Genomic DNA, 20,081 nt, shown 5'->3' with positions numbered 1-20,081 from the left:
AAGGTTTAAGTTTATGAATTTGGATGAAAGTCTTATATATAAACTTAAAAAATATATAAATCAAGGAAATTATCCTTTTCATATGCCGGGACATAAAAGAAATATTCCCGAATCCATAAAAACAGCTATGCAGGACATATACAGTTTTGATCTGACTGAAGTTGACGGTACAGATGAACTTTATAATGCAAAAGGCATTATAAAGGAAGCAATGGAGCATGCGGCTGAGGTTTACGGTTCAGATAAAACATATTTTATTATAAACGGAAGCAGTGCAGGAGTTCTGGCGGCTATAAATGCCTGCTGCACTGCCGAAGATTATATAATTATGGCTGCAAACTCGCATATAAGTGCATATTATGCAGTTGAGCTTTGCAGGGCATATCCTGTATTCATAAAACCTGAAAAAATATCTCCGCATGAAATATATGCTTCTGTAAAAACGGAAGATATTGTAAAAAATATAGAAGAATTAAAAAAAAGATTTAAAAAAACTCCACATGCAGTTTATATAACATCACCCACTTACGAGGGTATAATATCAGATATTTCAGAAATTGCACAGGAAGTACATAAATATAATATTCCTCTTATAGTTGATGAAGCACATGGCGCTCACCTGAATTTTTTTAGCAGATATGCGGGAAGCGGAACGGACTCCGCACTTAAACTGGGTGCGGATATAGTTATACAAAGTTTGCATAAAACTCTGCCGGCACCTACTCAGACGGCACTTATACATATAAAATCATCTTTAGCGGATCATGAAAGGGTAAAATATTATTTAAAGGTGTTTTCAAGCACTTCTCCATCATATATACTTATGTCTGCAATTGATCTGGCAGTCAGATACATGGATGAAGATGCAAAAAATGATATTTTATCTGTTTTTAAATGGCAGAAAGACTTTAGAGAAAAAGCGGATAAATTTCAATACCTGAAAGTATTAAATCCTTTGGATATTGTTGAATATGAAAAAAAAATATATAAATATGATATAACAAAATTAATAATAGTAATTCGAGATAAATCAGCTGTTGAAAATCTCGGTATAAATGGAAATGATATAAAAAAATATTTAAAAAAATATCATAAAATAGAACTTGAAATGTCATGTGAGGCTTATGCACTTGCTCTTATAGGAGCCGGTGATACCCGGAAGGGATTTGACAGACTTTTTTTTTGCACTTAAAAAGCTTGATGAGCTGATAGGTAAAAAATTGCAGCACTGTAATTTAAATATATCAGACTCGATATATGATTTAGATTGTGGAAATTATATAGATAATAAAAACAGTTCAGATATTATAAATGATATTAAAAAAACTGATACAGATTCTATTGATAATAAACTTAAAAAACTTTATACTCTAAAAGGCAGCAGAGCAAAGGAATATATATATGCATATCCGCCGGGGATTCCTCTTGTTATTCCCGGCAGCTATATTGATGCAAAAATAATAAAGAAAATTGAGCTGTATATAAAAAGCGGTTCAAATATAGTAGGTATATAAGATGGGTAGAATATATTGTATAATGGGAAAGAGTGCTTCGGGCAAGGATACTATATGTAATAAAATTATTACAGAATATCCTGAAATTAAAAGCATAATACTTTATACTACAAGACCTAAAAGAAACGATGAGATACATGGAAAACAGTATTATTTTATAAATATGGAAAAATTGCTGGAATTTGAAAAGGAAGGAAAAGTTATTGAAAAAAGAGTTTATAATACCATATACGGAGAGTGGGTTTATGCCACGATTGATGACGGGCAGATAGATCTTAAGGATAGAGATTATATACTGATAGGAACAATTGATTCATATAAGAATTTAATTGAATATTTCGGAAGAAAAAATGTAATCCCTATATATATAGATCTTGATCCCGGTATACGTCTTACAAGAGCACTTGAAAGAGAAAAACTTCAAAGCAATCCCGGATATGCCGAGTTATGCAGACGTTTTCTTGCTGATGAGGCTGATTTTTCCCCGGAGAGACTAGAACAGGTAGGCATAGATGAAGTATATGAGAATAATGAGCTTGAAAAATGCTTTAAAAAAATAAAAAAAGTTCTGCAGTCAACTAAGTATATTGATGAATAAATATAATTTAATTTATAAAGCTTTCAGGAAAATGTAATGTTAAGCTATAATGATATATATGGACAGGATAATATTAAAAATTATCTTAAAATGATTAAGCAAAAAAATAAAATAATGCATGCCTATATAATAAATGAAGAAAAGGGTATGGGTGCACAGGAGCTTGCAAAGGTATGGGCTGCACACTTGCTGTGCAAAAACGATTTGAATGAATGTTGTAAAAAATGTCATTCATGTATACAGATGAAAGCAGATTTACATCCTGATTTTATATTTATAAGCCCTTATAAAAAAAATTCAATAGGTGTTGATGATATAAGGGAATCTATAAACAGCACATTAAATATAATGCCATATATGGGCGGATATAAGATTTATGTCATAAAGGATGCACATAAGATGACGGTGCAGGCACAGAATGCTTTGCTTAAAACAATAGAAGAGCCGCCGGAATATGTTATAATAATACTGCTGTGTACCAATATGGATATGCTTTTAGAAACTATAAAAAGCAGATGTATTAAATTGAGGCTCCTGCCTCAGGCTGAGGATGCTATAAAAAAAAATCTAATTAAATCCGGAGTTTCTGAGGATAAAGCGGCAATGTATGCAGCCTATGCCAGAGGAAATATAGGTACGGCACAAAGGCTGTATGAAGATGAAGATTTCAGAAATGTATTTTTTGAAAATATAGAAATACTGGAGAGTATAGGATGGGGAGAAAATGGAGCACTTACAAAAGCTATGGAAATAATTAAAAATAGAAAAGACAATTTTAATGATTTTATTGAGTTTTGCAGGATATGGTACAGAGATGTTTTAATAGTAAAAAAAATAAATATTAGAGAAATGCTGATTTTTAAGAAACAATATACAAGCATTAAGGCATTTGCGGACAATTTAAAATATTCCGATTTATACAGAATATTTAATGCTTTTGACAGAGCTTATGACAGGCTTGTAGCAAATGTAAATCCTGATATAATTGTCCATACCCTGCTTTTGGAACTTAAGACAAGATTAAGGAGAATATATGACTAAGGTAATAGGAGTAAGGTTCAGGGAAGTGGGAAAAGTATATTATTTTTCACCCGGCAACTTTGAACTTTGTTCAGGAAAGATGGTTATTGTAGAAACTTCAAGGGGGCTTGAATGTGGAACTGTGGTTATGGGAAATAGAGAGGTTGATGAAAAAGATATAGTGTTGCCGCTTAAGTCTGTAAAAAGGCTGGCTAATGAGGAAGATAGGAAAAAGCTTGAAAAAAACAGAAATAAGGAAAAAGAAGCATTTAGAGTATGCAAGGAAAGAGTAGCTGCTCATAATCTCGATATGAAATTAATATCTGTCGAATATTCATTTGATGATTCAAAGGTATTATTTTATTTTACTGCACAAGACCGTATAGATTTCAGAGAACTTGTAAAGGATCTTGCAGCCATATTTAAATTGAGAATAGAACTTAGGCAGATAGGAGTAAGAGAAAAGGCGAAGATGGTAGGAGGGATAGGTTCATGCGGAAGACCTATATGCTGTCATGCGTATCTGTCTGATATGGTACATGTTTCAATAAAGATGGCGAAAGAGCAGAATCTTTCATTAAATCCCCAAAAAATTAGCGGAGTATGCGGAAGACTTATGTGCTGTCTTAAAAATGAATCAGATACATATGAGTATCTCAACCGCCGTATCCCAAAGGAAGGAAGTGTGGTTGAAACGAACAGGGGCATAGGTGTGGTTGCTTCGGTAAATGTACTTAGGCAAAAAGTAAAGGTGATTGTCGATAAATCGGATGACGAAAAGGAAATAGTGGAATTTGATGTTGCCGATATAAAAAGTCCTGCTTTAAGAAATGAAGGTTCCCGGGAAATAAATGATAATGACTGTGTAGGGGCAAAGGATGGTAAATAGTTGATAAAAGCCGGTGAACGTATTGATGACCTGCAAAGGAGCAATTTAAAAATAATACAAAATCCTGCATATTTTTGTTTTGGTATGGATGCAGTGCTTCTTTCAGGTTTTGCTGTGATAAAAAAAGAGGAATATACTGTTGATATAGGTACGGGCACAGGTATAATACCCTTGCTTTTATCGGCAAAAACTGCCGGGAGGTATTTTACAGGGATTGAAATTCAGGAATATATGGCTGATATGGCTAAAAGAAGTGTGGCACTCAACAGGTTGGAAGAAAGGATAGCTATTATACATGCCGATATAAAACATTATGATGCAATAGAATCAGGCAGTGTGGATGTGGTTACCTCAAATCCGCCATATATGCAGGAGTTTCACGGGATTAAAAATATTGAAGACTCAGTGGCAATTGCAAGGCATGAGATTAAATGTAATTTAAATGACATACTGTATAAGACCTCAAAAATGCTTAAAAATGGCGGAAGAATGTACATGGTACACAGACCGCACAGGATTGTCGATATTATCTGTAAAATGAGAAAATATGGGCTTGAACCTAAGAGGTTAAGATTTGTACATCCCTTTATTGATAAAGAGGCAAATATGGCTTTGATAGAGGCACGTAAAGGCACAGGTGTATGGCTTAAGCTTGAACCTCCGCTTATAGTTTATGAAAGTGCCGGAAAATATACACAAGAGATAATTGATACATATGGATATTGATATTAAAAAATATGGAATGATTTATGCGGTTGCAACTCCTATAGGAAATCTCGCAGATATAAGCCTAAGAGCACTTGAAGTACTGAGAACTGTCGATTTTATAGCATGTGAGGATACCAGAAACACCTTAAAACTTTTAAATCATTATAATATACATAAACCTCTTACAAGTTATCATAAATATAACAGAATAAAAAAGGCATATGATATTATAAAAGAGGTTAAAAAAGGCAAGTATGCCGCTTTTGTAACTGATGCCGGAATGCCTGCGGTATCGGACCCGGGTGAAGATCTTATACGTATTGCAGCACAGGAGAAAGTGGCAGTAAGCATAATTCCAGGACCGTCAGCCTGTTTAAGTGCACTTGCATTAAGTACCTTTAAAACAGGAAATTTTGTATTTGAGGGTTTTATACCATCTGAAAAAAAAGATAGAATAAAGGTTTTTGAAAGACTTAAAACTGAAGAAAGAACTATTATAATATATGAAGCTCCACACAGACTCCTTAAAACATTAAATGTGCTGAAGGATATATTCGGTGAAAACAGGCGTATAAATCTTGTAAGAGAACTTACTAAAAAGCATGAAGAGACTTTGCTTACTAATTTTAAGGACATAATATCTGATTGTGAAAATGGAAATTATATTCCAAGAGGGGAGTATGTGCTTGTAATTGAAGGAAGACCTGAAGAAGAGGTGATAGCCGAGAGGTCTTTGCAATGGGAGAGGATTGATATAGCCTTGCATGTGAAGATGTATGAGGATTCGGGTATGGATCGAAAAACTGCAATAAAGCAGGCGGCAAAGGACAGGGGTATTTCAAAAAGAGAGGTTTATAATAATCTGTTAAAATGATGCTTAGGATGGCAGTTAATCTTTTTTTCTTGACATTAATATAATCAACAATTAGAATAGTTTGGAAATCATAGAGATTTGATTTTTAAAAGGCTTCAAAGGAGAATTCATGGATATAGTATTATCTGGGAGTGGTTCGGCGCTGCCTGAAAAGAACTTGACAAATGATGACCTGAGCAGGATTGTTGATACAAGTGATGAATGGATAAAAAGCCGTACAGGCATAGTAGACAGGCACATATGTAAGGAAGACGAACCTCTGTCCCTGCTTGCCTTAAAGTCTGCACAGAAAGCCCTTGAGATGTCGGGTATAAAAGGCTCTCAATTAGAGCTTATAGTTGCAGGAACTTCAAGCCCCGACAGAAATTTTCCGGGCTGTGCCTGTGATGTACAGGCAGGACTGGGAGCGGAGGGGGCAGTCTGTTTTGATGTGAGCGCCGCATGTTCAGGTTTTATATATGCAGTTCATGTCGCAGAGTCAATGATGAGGGCATCAGGATATAAAAATGCACTTGTAATAGGTGCTGATGCACTTTCAAGACATATTGACTGGACTGATCGCACAACCTGTGTACTTTTTGGCGACGGTGCCGCAGCAGCAGTGCTTGTTTCAGGTGAATTTGGAGGCAGGGGTATAATAGCTTCAAGTCTTGGTTCTGACGGGAGCCGTGGAGCCTGTTTGACCTGCGGTTCAATAGGTGAAGATAAAAAACTTTATATGGACGGTTCCGAAGTGTTTAAATTTGCCATAAGAAAAGTACCTGAAAATATACAGGAGACAATAAATAAATCAGGGTTAAAAAAAGAAGATATCAGCCTTTTTGTGCTGCATCAGGCAAATAAAAGGATTATAGAGATGGTGGCAAAAAAGCTTGGTCTTTCCGAAGAAAGATTTCCAATTAATCTTGAATATACAGGCAATACTTCAGGGGCAAGTATTCCGATACTTCTTGATGAGCTGATAAGGGCAAAAAGGATAAAAAAGGGAGATAATATACTCTTGTCAGGTTTCGGTGCAGGACTTACATGGGGAAGTCTTATATTCAAATATTAACATGGTATTAGTGTAAATAAGCAGCTGTTTATGTTCATATAAACAGCAACTTATTTATTTAATATAAAATTTAAATATTATATTATTAAATAGAGAATTTATAAAAGGAGATTAATAAAAAATGGACAAAATCAAAAAAATAATAGCGGAACAACTGAGTATAGATGAAAACAGCATAAGAGAAGATTCAAATTTTAAAGATGATCTCGGTGCAGACTCACTTGATTTGTTTAATCTGGTAATGGCATTTGAAGATGAATATGGGGTTGAGATACCATCTGAAGATCTTGAAAAGATTACAACAGTTTCAGCGGTAGTAAATTATTTAAAAAATAAGGGAATAGAAATTTAAATATAAAAAAATAATTATAATTAAGGCGGAGCATAGATGAAAACCAAAATTACCGAGTTATTGGATATAAAATATCCCATAATACAGGGAGGCATGGCGTGGGTTGCCGAACACAATCTTGCAGCGGCAGTAAGCAATGCAGGAGGACTAGGGCTTATAGGGGCTGCGAATGCACCCTATGAGGTTGTAAAGGATGAGATAGAAAAAGCAAAGGCTGCTACGGATAAACCATTTGGTGTAAATATTATGTTGCTTTCGCCTCATGCGGAATCAATAGCAAAGCTTGTAGTAGAAGAAGGTGTAAAGGTTGTAACCACCGGTGCAGGTTCTCCTGAAAAATATATGAAGATGTGGAAAGAAGCCGGTATAAAAGTAATACCTGTTCTGGCTTCGGTAGCACTTGCAAGAAGGATGGAACGGGCAGGTGCAGATGCGGTTGTGGCAGAAGGCTGCGAATCAGGCGGACATATAGGTGAAAGTACGACTATGGCTTTAGTGCCGCAGATTGCAGATGTGGTAAAAATCCCGGTTATTGCTGCCGGAGGTATAGCTGACGGAAGGGGGCTGCTTGCAGCACTTTCTCTTGGTGCACAGGCGGTACAAGTAGGCACAAGATTTGTTGCCTCGAAGGAAGCGGTAGTACATGAGGCATATAAAAACAGGCTTATTTCCGCAAAGGATATAGATACCGTAGTTACAGGCAGGAGCCACGGGCATCCGGTTAGATGCTTAAGAAACAATATGACAAGGGAATATGCAAGACTTGAGTCGGAGGGAAAGAGCTTTGAGGAGCTTGAATACCTTACCCTTGGTGCACTTAGGAAGGCGGTGCAGGAGGGTGATGTTGTAAACGGTACTGTTATGGCAGGTCAGATTTCAGGAATGATAGCACAAGTGCAAACCTGCAGTGAGATAATTGAAAATATGGTTGCACAGGCACAAAAGCTTGCAGGCAGTGCAATGCAGTGGTTTTAAATATGGCTTTAAGCAAGAGACATAAATAAAACAATAAATAAAACATAAAATGCAATTTTAATTATTTTCAGGAGATTTATACGACATGAAAACTGCTTTTTTGTTCCCTGGTCAGGGTGCCCAAAAATGCGGTATGGCAGAAACTTTTTATAAAAGCGATGCTGATGCTGCTGCTGTTTTTAAAAAGGCTGGTAAGATACTTGGGTTTGACATTGAGGAAATTGTATTTAAACCGGATAAAAGACTGGATATAACTTCTTTTACACAGCCTGCCATGGTTTGTGCCGGTATTGCGATGCTTGAGGTTATAAAAAAGAGAGGACTTAATGCACAGGTCTGTGCCGGATTAAGTCTTGGAGAATATGAAGCACTTTATTATTCGGGAGTGATAAGCATGGAGGATGCTTTGCGTACTGTCGGATTAAGGGGAAAGCTTATGCAGGATGCTATGCCTGACGGTACCGGTGCTATGTCTGCGGTACTGGGTCTTGATGCAGCTCAGGTGCAAAAAGCCATAGATGATATTGAAAATGTATGGATTGCAAATTATAACTGTCCGGGACAGATAGTGATAACAGGTCTTAAGGATGCTGTAAATAAAGCACATGAAGCCTTAAAAACTTCAGGAGCCAGAAGAGTGTTGCCTTTAAATGTAAGCGGTGCTTTTCACTGCCCGTTACTAGATAATGCTGCAGAAAAGCTTTATGAGTTTCTCGGCGATGTAGAACTGTCAAAGCCTGAAATTCCCTATGTAGCTAATTATACGGGAGAGTATGTATATGAAGCTGACGGTATAAGAAAGCTGCTTAGAGATCAGGTTTCAGGTTCTGTAAGGTTTGAACAGAGTATAAGAAATATGATAAGTCAGGGTATTGATACTTTTATTGAGATAGGTCCGGGAAAGACTTTAAGCGGATTTGTAAAAAAGATAAGTACGGATGTTTCGGTCTGCAACATAGAAACCGTTGAAGATCTGGATGTAATTTGTAATAAAATATGCTGATTTGATTGAAAGGATATCTGATATGAAACTTAAGGAAAAGATCGCACTTGTAACCGGAGGAGCAAAAGGGATAGGGAGAGCAATTTCTTTGAAGCTTGCAGCTGAGGGTGCATATGTGATAGTGAATTATTCAGCTTCAGGCGACAGTGCAAACAGGACCGTAGATGATATTAAAGCAGCAGGCGGACAGGCAGAGGCTTATAAATGCAATGTTGCGGTATCATCTGAGGTAAAGTGTATGGTTGATTATATTTTAAAAAAACATACAAAGATAGATATACTTGTAAATAATGCGGGTATAACCAGGGATAATCTTCTAATGGCAATGAGTGAGAATGATTTTGATATTGTAAATGCCGTAAATCTTAAGGGCTGTTTTAATTGTATGCAGGCTGTATGCCGTGCTATGATAAAAGCAAGGAAGGGCAGAATTATAAATATATCCTCGGTATCAGGTATAGCAGGCAATGCAGGTCAGGTTAATTACAGTGCAAGCAAGGCAGGTATAATTGGAATGACCAAATCGGCTGCAAAGGAGCTTGCTTCAAGAAATATAACGGTAAATGCACTTGCACCCGGATTTGTAGTAAGTGAGATGACTGATGTTTTATCAGATAAAGTAAAGGAATCTATAAAAGAAAGCATACCCATGAAAGCATTTGGAAATGTTGATGATATAGCAAATGCGGCAGCTTTTTTTGCAGGTGATGAAGCAGGCTATATAACCGGACAGACACTTTGTATTGACGGCGGTATGACCTGTTTTTAACTATAACAGACAGTAAGAAAAGTGGAGGACGACATGAAGAGGAGAGTAGTTATAACCGGTTTAGGGGCTGTTACTCCTACTGGACTTAATGTAAAGCAGTTTTGGAATTCATGCAGAGAAGGGAAAATAGGAATAGCGGATATAACATATTTTGACACAACGGACTATAAGGCTAAACTTGCGGCAGAGCTTAAAGGCTTTGATGCTAAAGATTTTATGGATGCAAAGGCTGCAAAGCGTATGGAGGCTTTCTCACAGTATGCGGTGGCAGCTTCCGCAGAGGCACTTAATGATTCGGGTATAAATCTTGAAAAAGAGGACAGTTACAGGGTCGGAGTTTCCATAGGTTCAGGTATAGGAAGTCTTCAGGCTATGGAAAGAGAGCACATCAGACTTTTAGATAAAGGTCCCGGCAGAGTTTCCCCACTTTTAGTTCCTATGATGATTTCAAATATGGCAGCCGGCAATGTTGGTATAGTATTCGGTCTTAAAGGCAAAAATATAAATATAGTTACAGCCTGTGCTACCGGAACCCACTGTATAGGTGAGGCATTTCGCTCAATAGCATACGGAGAGGCTGAAGTTATGCTTGCCGGGGGCAGCGAGGCTTCAATCTCACCAATAGGTGTATCAGGTTTTAGTGCACTTACCGCATTAAATACCACACATGATGCAAACAGAGCTTCGATTCCGTTTGACAAGGAGAGGGCTGGCTTTGTTATGGGAGAGGGGGCAGGCGTGCTTGTACTTGAGGAGCTTAACCATGCAATAGCAAGGGGAGCAAGAATTTACGCTGAAATGGCAGGTTATGGTGCAACCTGTGATGCTTATCATATTACGTCGCCTGTTGAAGACGGTTCAGGTGCGGCTATGGCTATGAAATATGCATTAGATGATGCCGGCTTTAAACCGGAGGATATTGATTATGTAAATGCCCACGGCACAAGTACTCCATATAATGATTTATTTGAAACAAAGGCACTGAAGCTTGCATTTGGAGCTCATGCATATAAAATGAAAATCAATTCAACAAAGTCCATGATAGGTCATCTTTTGGGTGCAGCAGGCGGAGTTGAGGGACTTGTATGTGTAAAATCAATTGAAGAGAGTTTTGTACATAAGACGGCAGGTCTTATGATATCTGATGAGGAATGTGATCTTGACTACTGTAAAGGCAGTGGAGCGGACATGACTGTAAATACCGCTATGAGCAATTCTCTCGGATTTGGAGGACATAATGCAAGTATAATATTTAAAAAGTATAAGGATTGATTTTAAAGATGAAAGGCTTAGATATATGAACATAGAAGATATGCTTACTTTGATTGAAGCAGTAAAAAAGCATGGGATAGAAAGTTTTTCATATAAAAATGAAACTGAAAAGATAGTCATAAAGAAAAAACCAAAGCAAACGGTATTAGCTTCTGAGCTTGAAGTCTTAAAGGATGTGCAGGCATATGACAATGAAGAGAAAGAGGATATTGTATCGGATATAGGCAGTGATAAGGTAGTTGCCTCTCCGCTTGTAGGAACATTTTATGCAGCACCGTCTCCCGAGTCCGAACCGTTTGTAAGTGTGGGAGTACAGGTAAAAAAAGGACAGGTGCTTGGTATTATAGAAGCGATGAAACTGATGAATGAGATAGAATGTGAATATGACGGAGTAATTGAAGCGGTGCTTGTAGAGGACGGCTCAGTAGTTGAATACGGGCAGCCTCTTTTTAGAATACGTTAATAATTTATACCGGGAATTTTATAATGATTTTTTAGCAAGGGAATATAGATTGAAAAATACTTTTCATCACTATTTATGCTGCCGACTGGCGGCGGAATGGAGATTAATATGCTTGGAATTAAAGAGATAATGGAGATAATACCGCACCGTGCACCTTTTTTGCTTATAGACAGGATAGAAGAATTGAATCCGGGCATAAGTGCCGTGGGATATAAGGCGGTCAGCTATGGTGAGCCTTTTTTTTTAGGGCATTTTCCACAAGAGCCTGTGATGCCGGGAGTGCTTATAGTGGAGGCACTTGCACAAACCGGTGCGGTTGCAATACTTTCTCTTGAAGAAAATAAAGGAAAGACGGCATATTTCGCTGCAATAAACAATGTCAGATTTAAGAAAAAGGTCGTACCCGGGGATGTTTTAAAACTGGAATGTGAGATAATAAAATCAAAAGGTCCTCTCGGTGTAGGCAGAGCTTTTGCAAGTGTAGACGGTGAGCCGGCGGTAAGTGCTGAGCTTACTTTTATGGTACAGAAATAAAAAATATATATTAAATAAAACAGGTAGGTGCAGGTTGTCAGTATGTTTCATAAAATACTTATAGCAAATCGTGGGGAGATAGCAGTCCGTATTATAAGGGCATGCAGACAGATGGGTATAAAAAGCGTTGCGGTTTTTTCAGAGGCGGATCGAGAAAGCCTGCATGCAATGCTTGCAGATGAAGCTTTATGTATAGGACCTGCTCGCTCCGATAAAAGTTATCTCGACATAGAGAGGATATTGAGTGCTGCCGAGGCATCAGGGGCGGATGCTATACATCCGGGGTTCGGATTTTTATCTGAAAATGCCTCATTTGCAAAATATTGTAATGAATGTAATATTAAGTTTATTGGTCCTTCAAGTGATATTATAAGCCGTATGGGTGATAAATCGGCAGCCAGAGAAACCATGAAAAATGCAGGGATCCCGGTAACTCCGGGTGGAAAAGGGGTGCTTAGAGAAGCCGATGAGGCATTGCTTGAAGCCGGCAGAATAGGTTATCCGGTTATGATCAAGGCGGCACTTGGCGGAGGCGGAAAAGGCATGCGGATTTCAAGATCTGATGAGGATTTTACTGAGAATTTTATGAATGCCAGGCGTGAAGCATTAAACGGATTTTCAGATGATTCAATGTATATAGAAAAGTATATTGAAAATCCCAGGCATATAGAGATTCAGATACTTGCAGATGAGCATGGAAATGTAATACATCTTGGAGAGAGGGACTGCTCTTTACAGAGGAGGCATCAGAAAGTTCTTGAAGAATCTCCCTGTATTGCAATAGATGCGGATTTGAGGGAACGTATAGGTGAGGCGGCTGTAAAAGCTGCAAAAGCCTGCGGATATGTAAATGCCGGGACTATTGAATTTTTGCTTGATAAGGATAAGAATTTTTATTTTATGGAAATGAATACGAGGATACAGGTTGAGCACCCGGTTACTGAGATGGTTACAGGCATTGACATAGTCAAAGAACAGATAAGAATTGCTGCAGGTATGCCGCTTAGATTTAAGCAACAAGATGTTAAAATAACAGGGCATGCAATTGAATGCAGAATTAATGCGGAAAATCCTGAGAAAAATTTCATGCCGTCTCCGGGCAGGATTACCAATCTGCATATACCGGGTGGCAACGGTATCAGAGTTGATGCCCATATATACAACGGCTATAAAGTGCCTTCTAATTATGATTCAATGCTTTTAAAACTTATAGTACATGGAGATGACAGGCAGGAAGCGATTGCTAAGATGAGGAGTGCACTTGGTGAGATAGTAATTGAAGGTCCTGATACAAATATTGATTTTGAATATGATATTATAAACAATGAAGCATATCAAAACGGAGATATAGATACAGGATTTATAGAGCGATTTATGCAGTTGTAATTTATATTGCAGCACAGCTTATACAAAGTATAATTAATTATATGTACTTTATACAGCTGTGAGCTGAGCAAAAATTCAAAATATAAAAATTTTAGGAGGCAGCGGGCTATGTTCAGGTCTATGTTTAAAAAAACCTATACAAAGATAAATGATGCCGGTGAAAAACATATAAAAAGCGGTGTTCCCGAAGGAATGTGGAGAAAATGTGTTAAATGCCTATCTCCCGTTTATGCCGAGGGAGTAAGGAACAACTATTATATATGCCCTAAATGCGGAGGATATTTCAGAGTCCATGCTTACAGACGTATTGAAATGATATGCGATAAGGGCAGCTTTGAGGAATGGAACAAAGTGATGCCGGTATCAAATCCGCTTCAGTTTCCGGGATATGAGGAGAAAATCGCAGAAGCTAAGCTTAAGTCAAAGCTTGATGAGGCGGTTGTTACGGGAAAAGCATGTATAGACGGTATACCTGTGGTTATAGCTGCATGTGATGCAAGATTTTTAATGAGTTCTATGGGGCATAATGTCGGTGAGAAAATCACCTATGCATTGGAAAGAGCTGCCGATGAAAAGCTGCCTGTAATAATATATTCATGTTCAGGCGGTGCAAGAATGCAGGAGGGCATAGTTTCACTTATGCAGATGGCAAAAACCTCTGCTGCGGTTAAAAAGCTCCATGAAGCCGGACAGCTTTATATAAGCTTTTTAACTGATCCTACAACAGGGGGAGTTACAGCTTCATTTGCAATGCTTGGAGATATAATACTTGCGGAGCCTAAGGCACTTATAGGATTTGCCGGTCCGAGAGTCATCGCTCAGACCATAGGTACAAAGCTGCCTGAGGGTTTTCAGAGGGCTGAATTTTTACTTGAACATGGTTTTGTGGATGCTATTGTTGAAAGAAAAGATCAAAAGGCGGTGCTTGGAAATATTTTAAAAACATTTAAAAACCGGGAAAGATGCTCCAAAGCAGCAGGGACTGTCAAATGCAATGAATCAAGTATAAAAGATAAATCCTTTATACCTGATGACAGTCCCGGTTTTTCTTCTAAAAAAGGAAAATCGGGAGATAACCTTGCAGATTATCTCCGAAAAGATAAGGCTGCTTATACTCAAAAGGCGGCATCATACGGGCATAATGACATAAAGGACGGTCTGGTAGCAGGTAAGTTAAAGAAGATAAATGAAATAGTAAGAATAAGGTCCGGAAAAGTCAGGTCTGATAAGAGTGCATGGGAGAGTGTACTTATATCACGAAAAAAAGACCGCCTTACTGCCAAAGATTACATAGATGAAATGTTTTCGGATTTTTTTGAGTTACATGGCGACAGATATTTTGCTGATGATAAGGCTATTATAGGCGGAACGGCATTTTTTAACAAAAAACCTGTAATGGTTATAGGTCAGCAAAAGGGAAAAAACCTGAAAGAAAATAAATTAAGGAATTTTGGAATGCCGTCTCCTGAGGGATATAGAAAAGTAATAAGGCTTATGAAGCTCGCCGAGGCTTTTAAGCTGCCTGTAATATGCTTTGTTGATACCCCGGGAGCCTTTTGCGGGATTGAAGCGGAGGAAAGAGGACAGGGAGAGGCGATAGCAAGATGTCTTTATGAAGCCGGAGATTTAAAGACACCTGTACTTTCAATAGTAATAGGTGAAGGCGGAAGTGGAGGTGCACTTGCAATGGCAGTTGCAAATGAAGTCTGGATGCTTGAGCATGCCATTTATTCAATTCTGTCTCCTGAAGGTTTTGCTTCAATACTCTATAAAGATGCGGCAAAATGTAAGGAAGCGGCACAGGATATGAGAATAACTTCAGCCGACCTTTTAAATCTTGGAATAATAGAAAAAATAATACCTGAGAAAAAGCCGGTATGTATGGATAATATAGATGAGATCATATCTTATTTAGGTTTTGAGCTTGAAAAGTGGATTAATAAATACAGTATTATGTCAAAAGAGGAGCTTGTAAAGCAGAGGTATGAGAGGTATAGAAAATTTTAGCAAATCGGCTATGAGGAAAATCAATGAATACTGCACAGCTTATAATAGGGGATGTTGAAGTTGAAAAACCTATAATTCAGGGTGGTATGGGGGTAGGAATAAGTCTTTCAAATCTTGCAGGGCATGTTGCTTCATATGGAGGCATAGGACTTATATCCGCTGCACAGGTAGGATTTAGAGAAGATATTTTTTCTAAAAATCCAAAAGCTGCCAATATTGCAGCCATAGTTTCAGAGCTTAAAAAAGCAAGGGAAATATCTGAGGGCAGAGGACTTGTAGGTTTTAATATAATGGTTGCCACAAAGGGTTATGAGGATTATGTAAAAATCGCAGTCATGCACGGAGCGGATATAATAGTTTCAGGAGCGGGGCTTGCACTTGATCTTCCGGAACTGGTAGATGAGGGTATGGCTCTAAGGCATGGACTTGATGCTGCCGATTTTTTTGGAAAAGATAAAAAACTTATTACTAAATATGCACCTATAGTTTCAAGTGAGAAGTCTGTAAATGTAATACTTAAATTATGGGACAGAAAGTATAAAAAAACGGCTGATATCATAATTATTGAAGGACCGCTTGCCGGAGGTCATCTCGGATTTTCTTCATTTGAGCTTAGCAATCTGGGTTCCGATACGGAGTATTTATCAAAGACATATAAAAGACAACTGTATGATCAGGAAATAATTAATATTATAAGAGCTGTTGAAGTTTTTGAAAAGAAATATGGAAAAAAAATACCGGTAGTTTCTGCAGGAGGCATCTATACGCATGAGGACTTTATGCATGCTTTAAGCTTAGGCGTATGTGGTGTACAGATAGGTACAAGATTTGTTACAACACATGAATGTGATGCTCCTTTAAGCTATAAACAGGCTTATATAGATGCCGGAGAAAGTGATATAATTATTACAAAAAGCCCTGTAGGCATGCCGGGCAGAGCTATAAAAAACAATTTTCTTAAAAAACTTATGAACGGGAGAATTCCTGTAAAGCACTGTCATGATTGCCTTACAAAGTGCGACAGAGTAAATATACCGTATTGTATAACGGAAGCCCTTATTGCAGCGGCAAACGGCGATATAGATAATGCCTTGCTTTTTGCAGGAGCAAATGCATGGAGATGCAGTGAAATAGAAACTGTAAAAGAAGTAATGGATGATATAATTTCAGGAAAGAGTGCTGAAAAACAGATAATATAGTTACTCTCTTTAAGAGAGGTACTGTACAAAAACATAGATACACTTATTTTTCAGTATAGTTAATTTAATAGACCTTAAAATAAAAAGATTATAAGCAATAAGACCTTTTGTGAGTTAAAATATAAAAAAGAAATTTTTCACACGGGAGGTCTTTTTGTATGACAAAAAAGGAAAAGAGAGAAAAAAGAAAAAAAGAACGAGGGATTGTCGATTTTATGATGATAACGCATCATTTTTTTCATTCACTAAGAGAATGACTTTTAGAAATTGAGAATCCAAGACATCAAAGTTATATAATATACACACAGGCTGATTCAAGAAAAATATTATTGACAGCATTAAAATTTTATGATATTCTTAAAAAAATATTAAGAATATCAGCTAAAACTTATGGATTAACAGTTCATCAAAACAGTCGGATATTTATATATTTATGTACGTTTAAATAATTAGATATATTGATATAAGTCTGTATAAATTGATGAATGTTTAGATAAGCCCATAACTCCATAAGTCTATATATGTAGCTGATAGATTCGGATATATTTTTATGATTTGCGCAGTTTTACAGCTACCAAATTAAAACCGATTAATCTAAGTGTAACCTGAACCGGCATTAAAAACAGCCGGGAAAACACATGTCATGTTATATAGAAGGAGGGAATACATGATGGAAAAAACAGGTAAAGCAGCTATTTCAATTAACGTGTTAAAGCACGAAAAGAATCACCTGTACAGGCACAGGTCGAACTTTGTTTATTTAAAGAGAATCACAGCACTTTTTATGTCATTTTTAATGGCATTTAATAGTGCTGTTTTTTTATACCCTGCTTCCTTGCAGGGTGTAATGGCAGCACCTTTGGACGGCGCAGAAGGGGGAAACGGCAATTTTAAAATTGCGTCTCCCTCGCAAGCCGGAAAAAATCCTTACTTTAAAGGTCCGGATGGGAATTCGCTAAATACCGATAATGAGGACTTATCGGCTAAAGAAAATATTGCCGAAAAAAATAAATCGGAAACGTCAACCTTTTATATTGATAAAGGTGATGTAGAGATAAAAGGCGGCAGGGTAAAAGGTGCCGGTGAGGCGGGAAATCAGATAGACATGGCGTATAATCCCTTAGACGAGATAGTAATTACCATGTCGGATTCTTCAAAGGAATCACAGGGAAAAATTACAGCCGAATCTTCTCAGGCAGTGATTGTTTTAAAAGATGTGAACGTAAAAAGAGAGGGTTCATTTATTGATATTAAAAATTCTTCTCTCACTTTAAAAATTGAGGGAAAAAACAGGATTTATACCGGAAGGATAGACAGTGCACTTGTACACATACCGCAGGAAAGTTCTCTTATAATTGAAGGAGGCGGAAGCCTTGAGATGAAAAATGAAGGCGGCGGCGGTGCACTTATAGGAGGAAGTCAAAACGAAAAAAACGGAAAAGTAACTGTAAACGGTGCAAATCTGAATCTTACTACAAACGGCGGCGGCTCATGCATAGGAGCCGGAGCAGGCGGCAGCTACTTTGATATAAATATAAATGCAGGAAATATAGAAGCCGTAACAAATGCCATAGGTGGCGGTCCCTGTATAGGCGGCAGTAAATCGGATACGGGCACTATAAATATAAAAGGCGGCACTTTAAATCTTCACGGGGGCTGGGCAAGTACAAACCTTGGAGGTCAGCAGAGCTTTGACAGGAGCTCAGGCAGCTTTTCGGATTCCGGAAATATAATAATAGAGGGCGGCAGCGTAAGTATAAAACCGGGTATACAAAGCCGGGCTCTATCCTGCGGTAGACTTTGTATAAAGGGCGGCAGTTTAGATGCACAGGGAGGCTGGAGCTCATCCAATACAATAGCCGCAGGAAGTTTTATAATGGATGAGGGAAAAGTAGGCATAAAAGGTGAAGGTATAAGTCTTGACATCTTAAATGAGACAGTAATAAACGGGGGAGAAGCGGATATTGAAACTTACATGCACAGGTCGGCTGTCGCATCCTCCGACTTTACAGTAAATGACGGTAAAATAAGGGCAAAAGTTTCAGGAAATAATGACGGTATCGACAACTGCCATGCCATAAGTGCTTCACGTATAAAGATATCGGGAGGCAGTCTTTTGCTTACCGGCTGCGGAAGCGGAAGCGCGGCAGGAGGGCTTGATGCCATGCATCCGCTTGAAAAAATTGAAATAACCGGCGGAAGCATAAAGGCGGTTGCAGGCAAAAACGCCCGTGAGGAACTTGGCGATTATAAAGTATTTAAAGAAGATTCAAATGTGGATGAAAAAGACAGGGTATGGATTTACCCCGTTGACGGCATGGGAAAAAGAGTTTTTCTAAATAAAATAGAAAATGTCTCGGAAGCTGAAAGAAAAGACTTTAAAGTAAACGGCAGTGTCTATAAGGTTGGAGGTATTATAGATGCAGATACAAGTCTGTATCTTTACCTGCCTGAGGGTTATCACTTTATACAGTCCGGAAAAAGAAGTGAAGGGCTTTTTTCAGGAAGCGCAGGGCAGCGTGGAAGTCTAAGTCTTGAAGTAATTGACGGTATAAGCACTAAGGAAATTCATGATGTAAACCTTACAGCCTATAAGGACGGCAAGAAATATTATGAAGGTGTATTACAGCCTGAGATATGGCTGCCTGAAGGCAAATATACGGGAGTTGTAAGTAAAAACGGCTATTATTCCAGAAATATTGAATTTACTATAACTTCAGGAAAGAAAACGCTTCAAAAGGTGATACTTAACAGCAGCAAGGTTGTTGAAACCACGGTTACGGCAACTCCTATGAGCAGGGAGGAGATTATAAAGGCAGGCATAGACCCTGATGCCGAAGGAAATAAGCATCTTTTCAAATTTAAGGTGGTATTTGAATTTGCGGCTGCACCGCCGCTCAGCTTTTCATACGTAGGAACACAGGACGGCAAGCCGGCAGGCGGATATTCAGTTATACATGTGCCTCCGTCATCAGCAGGAGGTACTGCGCCGGCAACTTATGACTCAATAACGATTCACCCTATAAATGAACGGTTCTATCTGGTTGTTTACGGTCGCAGTGAATGGCTTAAGGAGATGTATGACATATCCCTTGTTATAAGGAATAATTCAAAACTTGAGTCTCTTGAAAATGTAAATGCAACGCTTGATCAGCTTCCCGAAGGACTTTCATTTGCAGATATGAATTCAGGCAGTCAGAGTCTTTCGCAAAATGTAGGAAGCATCGCTGCGGAAAAATCCACATCCGTAAACTGGTATCTTCGAGGAGATAAGGAAGGCAGCTACAATATAGGCGGCAGTGTAACCGGAGATATGGGAGGCGGCGGTCAGAGTTTTAATAACAGATTTGATACTAAAGAGCCTATCAAAGTTCTTGCAGGCAGTGCACTGCATTTATATATAAGTGCGGAGGAAAGTACGCTTGAAGACGATGCATACCATGTAAACTTTGAGCTTGTAAACG

The 20,081-nt window shown here is 38.1% G+C and carries 19 protein-coding genes; all 19 read left to right on the top strand.

What is annotated here, in order from left to right; all coding sequences use genetic code 11:
* Positions 1 to 13: 13 nt before the first annotated feature.
* Positions 14 to 1,192 (top strand): aminotransferase class I/II-fold pyridoxal phosphate-dependent enzyme, encoded by a 1,179-nt coding sequence (locus HMPREF9333_RS11595; RefSeq protein ID WP_005542283.1) that lies wholly within the window; start codon positions 14 to 16, stop codon positions 1,190 to 1,192.
* A complete protein-coding gene (locus tag HMPREF9333_RS11590) occupies positions 1,167 to 1,514 on the top strand; it encodes a hypothetical protein (protein WP_005542282.1) in 348 nt (115 codons plus the stop codon). The genes HMPREF9333_RS11595 and HMPREF9333_RS11590 overlap by 26 nt, the downstream gene beginning before the upstream one ends.
* A 1-nt stretch (position 1,515) precedes the next feature.
* On the top strand, positions 1,516 to 2,112 hold the full coding sequence (locus HMPREF9333_RS11585; RefSeq protein ID WP_005542281.1) for a nucleoside/nucleotide kinase family protein: 597 nt from the start codon (positions 1,516 to 1,518) through the stop codon (positions 2,110 to 2,112).
* 36 nt (positions 2,113 to 2,148) lie between these two features.
* Positions 2,149 to 3,153: a DNA polymerase III subunit delta' gene (holB, locus tag HMPREF9333_RS11580; protein WP_005542280.1), complete on the top strand. Its 1,005-nt coding sequence runs from the start codon at positions 2,149 to 2,151 to the stop codon at positions 3,151 to 3,153.
* The gene (locus tag HMPREF9333_RS11575) at positions 3,146 to 4,021 is read left to right on the top strand and encodes a PSP1 domain-containing protein (protein ID WP_005542279.1); all 876 of its coding nucleotides are present in this window, start codon (positions 3,146 to 3,148) and stop codon (positions 4,019 to 4,021) included. The genes holB and HMPREF9333_RS11575 overlap by 8 nt, the downstream gene beginning before the upstream one ends.
* A complete protein-coding gene (locus HMPREF9333_RS11570; RefSeq protein ID WP_005542278.1) occupies positions 4,022 to 4,747 on the top strand; it encodes a tRNA1(Val) (adenine(37)-N6)-methyltransferase in 726 nt (241 codons plus the stop codon). It abuts the gene before it with no gap.
* A complete protein-coding gene (gene rsmI, locus HMPREF9333_RS11565; RefSeq protein ID WP_005542277.1) occupies positions 4,737 to 5,603 on the top strand; it encodes a 16S rRNA (cytidine(1402)-2'-O)-methyltransferase in 867 nt (288 codons plus the stop codon). The genes HMPREF9333_RS11570 and rsmI overlap by 11 nt, the downstream gene beginning before the upstream one ends.
* Positions 5,604 to 5,712: 109 nt before the next feature.
* Complete coding sequence (locus HMPREF9333_RS11560; RefSeq protein ID WP_005542275.1) at positions 5,713 to 6,657, top strand: beta-ketoacyl-ACP synthase III; 945 nt, start codon at positions 5,713 to 5,715, stop codon at positions 6,655 to 6,657.
* A gap of 121 nt (positions 6,658 to 6,778) precedes the next feature.
* A complete protein-coding gene (gene acpP, locus HMPREF9333_RS11555; RefSeq protein WP_005542273.1) occupies positions 6,779 to 7,009 on the top strand; it encodes an acyl carrier protein in 231 nt (76 codons plus the stop codon).
* A 36-nt stretch (positions 7,010 to 7,045) separates the two neighbouring features.
* Entirely contained in the window at positions 7,046 to 7,984 is a 939-nt protein-coding gene (fabK, locus tag HMPREF9333_RS11550) for an enoyl-[acyl-carrier-protein] reductase FabK (RefSeq protein WP_005542272.1), read from the top strand.
* An 85-nt stretch (positions 7,985 to 8,069) separates the two neighbouring features.
* The gene (gene fabD, locus HMPREF9333_RS11545; protein WP_005542271.1) at positions 8,070 to 8,987 is read left to right on the top strand and encodes an ACP S-malonyltransferase; all 918 of its coding nucleotides are present in this window, start codon (positions 8,070 to 8,072) and stop codon (positions 8,985 to 8,987) included.
* 22 nt (positions 8,988 to 9,009) lie between these two features.
* A complete protein-coding gene (fabG, locus tag HMPREF9333_RS11540) occupies positions 9,010 to 9,756 on the top strand; it encodes a 3-oxoacyl-[acyl-carrier-protein] reductase (RefSeq protein WP_005542270.1) in 747 nt (248 codons plus the stop codon).
* Between the two features lie 33 nt (positions 9,757 to 9,789).
* Complete coding sequence (gene fabF, locus HMPREF9333_RS11535; RefSeq protein WP_005542267.1) at positions 9,790 to 11,028, top strand: beta-ketoacyl-ACP synthase II; 1,239 nt, start codon at positions 9,790 to 9,792, stop codon at positions 11,026 to 11,028.
* A 25-nt stretch (positions 11,029 to 11,053) separates the two neighbouring features.
* Positions 11,054 to 11,491 carry an acetyl-CoA carboxylase biotin carboxyl carrier protein gene (accB, locus tag HMPREF9333_RS11530; protein WP_005542266.1) on the top strand — a complete coding sequence of 146 codons (438 nt, stop codon included), beginning with the start codon at positions 11,054 to 11,056 and terminating at the stop codon, positions 11,489 to 11,491.
* A 108-nt stretch (positions 11,492 to 11,599) separates the two neighbouring features.
* Positions 11,600 to 12,025 carry a 3-hydroxyacyl-ACP dehydratase FabZ gene (gene fabZ / locus HMPREF9333_RS11525; RefSeq protein WP_040883111.1) on the top strand — a complete coding sequence of 142 codons (426 nt, stop codon included), beginning with the start codon at positions 11,600 to 11,602 and terminating at the stop codon, positions 12,023 to 12,025.
* Positions 12,026 to 12,067: 42 nt separating this feature from the next.
* Positions 12,068 to 13,411 (top strand): acetyl-CoA carboxylase biotin carboxylase subunit, encoded by a 1,344-nt coding sequence (locus HMPREF9333_RS11520; RefSeq protein WP_005542263.1) that lies wholly within the window; start codon positions 12,068 to 12,070, stop codon positions 13,409 to 13,411.
* 108 nt (positions 13,412 to 13,519) lie between these two features.
* Complete coding sequence (locus tag HMPREF9333_RS13420) at positions 13,520 to 15,418, top strand: acetyl-CoA carboxylase carboxyl transferase subunit (RefSeq protein ID WP_005542262.1); 1,899 nt, start codon at positions 13,520 to 13,522, stop codon at positions 15,416 to 15,418.
* 23 nt (positions 15,419 to 15,441) lie between these two features.
* Positions 15,442 to 16,617 (top strand): NAD(P)H-dependent flavin oxidoreductase, encoded by a 1,176-nt coding sequence (locus HMPREF9333_RS11510; RefSeq protein WP_005542261.1) that lies wholly within the window; start codon positions 15,442 to 15,444, stop codon positions 16,615 to 16,617.
* A gap of 667 nt (positions 16,618 to 17,284) precedes the next feature.
* Positions 17,285 to 20,081 (top strand): hypothetical protein (locus HMPREF9333_RS11505; protein WP_040883107.1); only part of this gene is annotated, 2,797 nt, incomplete at its 3' end.

This window comes from Johnsonella ignava ATCC 51276, assembly GCF_000235445.1.
GTDB lineage: Bacteria > Bacillota > Clostridia > Lachnospirales > Lachnospiraceae > Johnsonella > Johnsonella ignava.
Note: the sequence above shows the minus strand (reverse complement) of the source record. Positions and strands in the feature narration are given on the sequence as shown.

Excerpts from the sequence above, each read along its gene's own strand:
- HMPREF9333_RS11595 (WP_005542283.1), top strand. The coding sequence starts at position 14 with ATGAATTTGGATGAAAGTCTTATATATAAACTTAAAAAATATATAAAT.
- HMPREF9333_RS11585 (WP_005542281.1), top strand. The coding sequence starts at position 1,516 with ATGGGTAGAATATATTGTATAATGGGAAAGAGTGCTTCGGGCAAGGAT.
- holB (WP_005542280.1), top strand. The coding sequence starts at position 2,149 with ATGTTAAGCTATAATGATATATATGGACAGGATAATATTAAAAATTAT.
- HMPREF9333_RS11575 (WP_005542279.1), top strand. The coding sequence starts at position 3,146 with ATGACTAAGGTAATAGGAGTAAGGTTCAGGGAAGTGGGAAAAGTATAT.
- rsmI (WP_005542277.1), top strand. The coding sequence starts at position 4,737 with ATGGATATTGATATTAAAAAATATGGAATGATTTATGCGGTTGCAACT.
- HMPREF9333_RS11560 (WP_005542275.1), top strand. The coding sequence starts at position 5,713 with ATGGATATAGTATTATCTGGGAGTGGTTCGGCGCTGCCTGAAAAGAAC.
- acpP (WP_005542273.1), top strand. The coding sequence starts at position 6,779 with ATGGACAAAATCAAAAAAATAATAGCGGAACAACTGAGTATAGATGAA.
- fabK (WP_005542272.1), top strand. The coding sequence starts at position 7,046 with ATGAAAACCAAAATTACCGAGTTATTGGATATAAAATATCCCATAATA.
- fabD (WP_005542271.1), top strand. The coding sequence starts at position 8,070 with ATGAAAACTGCTTTTTTGTTCCCTGGTCAGGGTGCCCAAAAATGCGGT.
- fabG (WP_005542270.1), top strand. The coding sequence starts at position 9,010 with ATGAAACTTAAGGAAAAGATCGCACTTGTAACCGGAGGAGCAAAAGGG.
- fabF (WP_005542267.1), top strand. The coding sequence starts at position 9,790 with ATGAAGAGGAGAGTAGTTATAACCGGTTTAGGGGCTGTTACTCCTACT.
- accB (WP_005542266.1), top strand. The coding sequence starts at position 11,054 with ATGAACATAGAAGATATGCTTACTTTGATTGAAGCAGTAAAAAAGCAT.
- fabZ (WP_040883111.1), top strand. The coding sequence starts at position 11,600 with ATGCTTGGAATTAAAGAGATAATGGAGATAATACCGCACCGTGCACCT.
- HMPREF9333_RS11520 (WP_005542263.1), top strand. The coding sequence starts at position 12,068 with ATGTTTCATAAAATACTTATAGCAAATCGTGGGGAGATAGCAGTCCGT.
- HMPREF9333_RS13420 (WP_005542262.1), top strand. The coding sequence starts at position 13,520 with ATGTTCAGGTCTATGTTTAAAAAAACCTATACAAAGATAAATGATGCC.
- HMPREF9333_RS11510 (WP_005542261.1), top strand. The coding sequence starts at position 15,442 with ATGAATACTGCACAGCTTATAATAGGGGATGTTGAAGTTGAAAAACCT.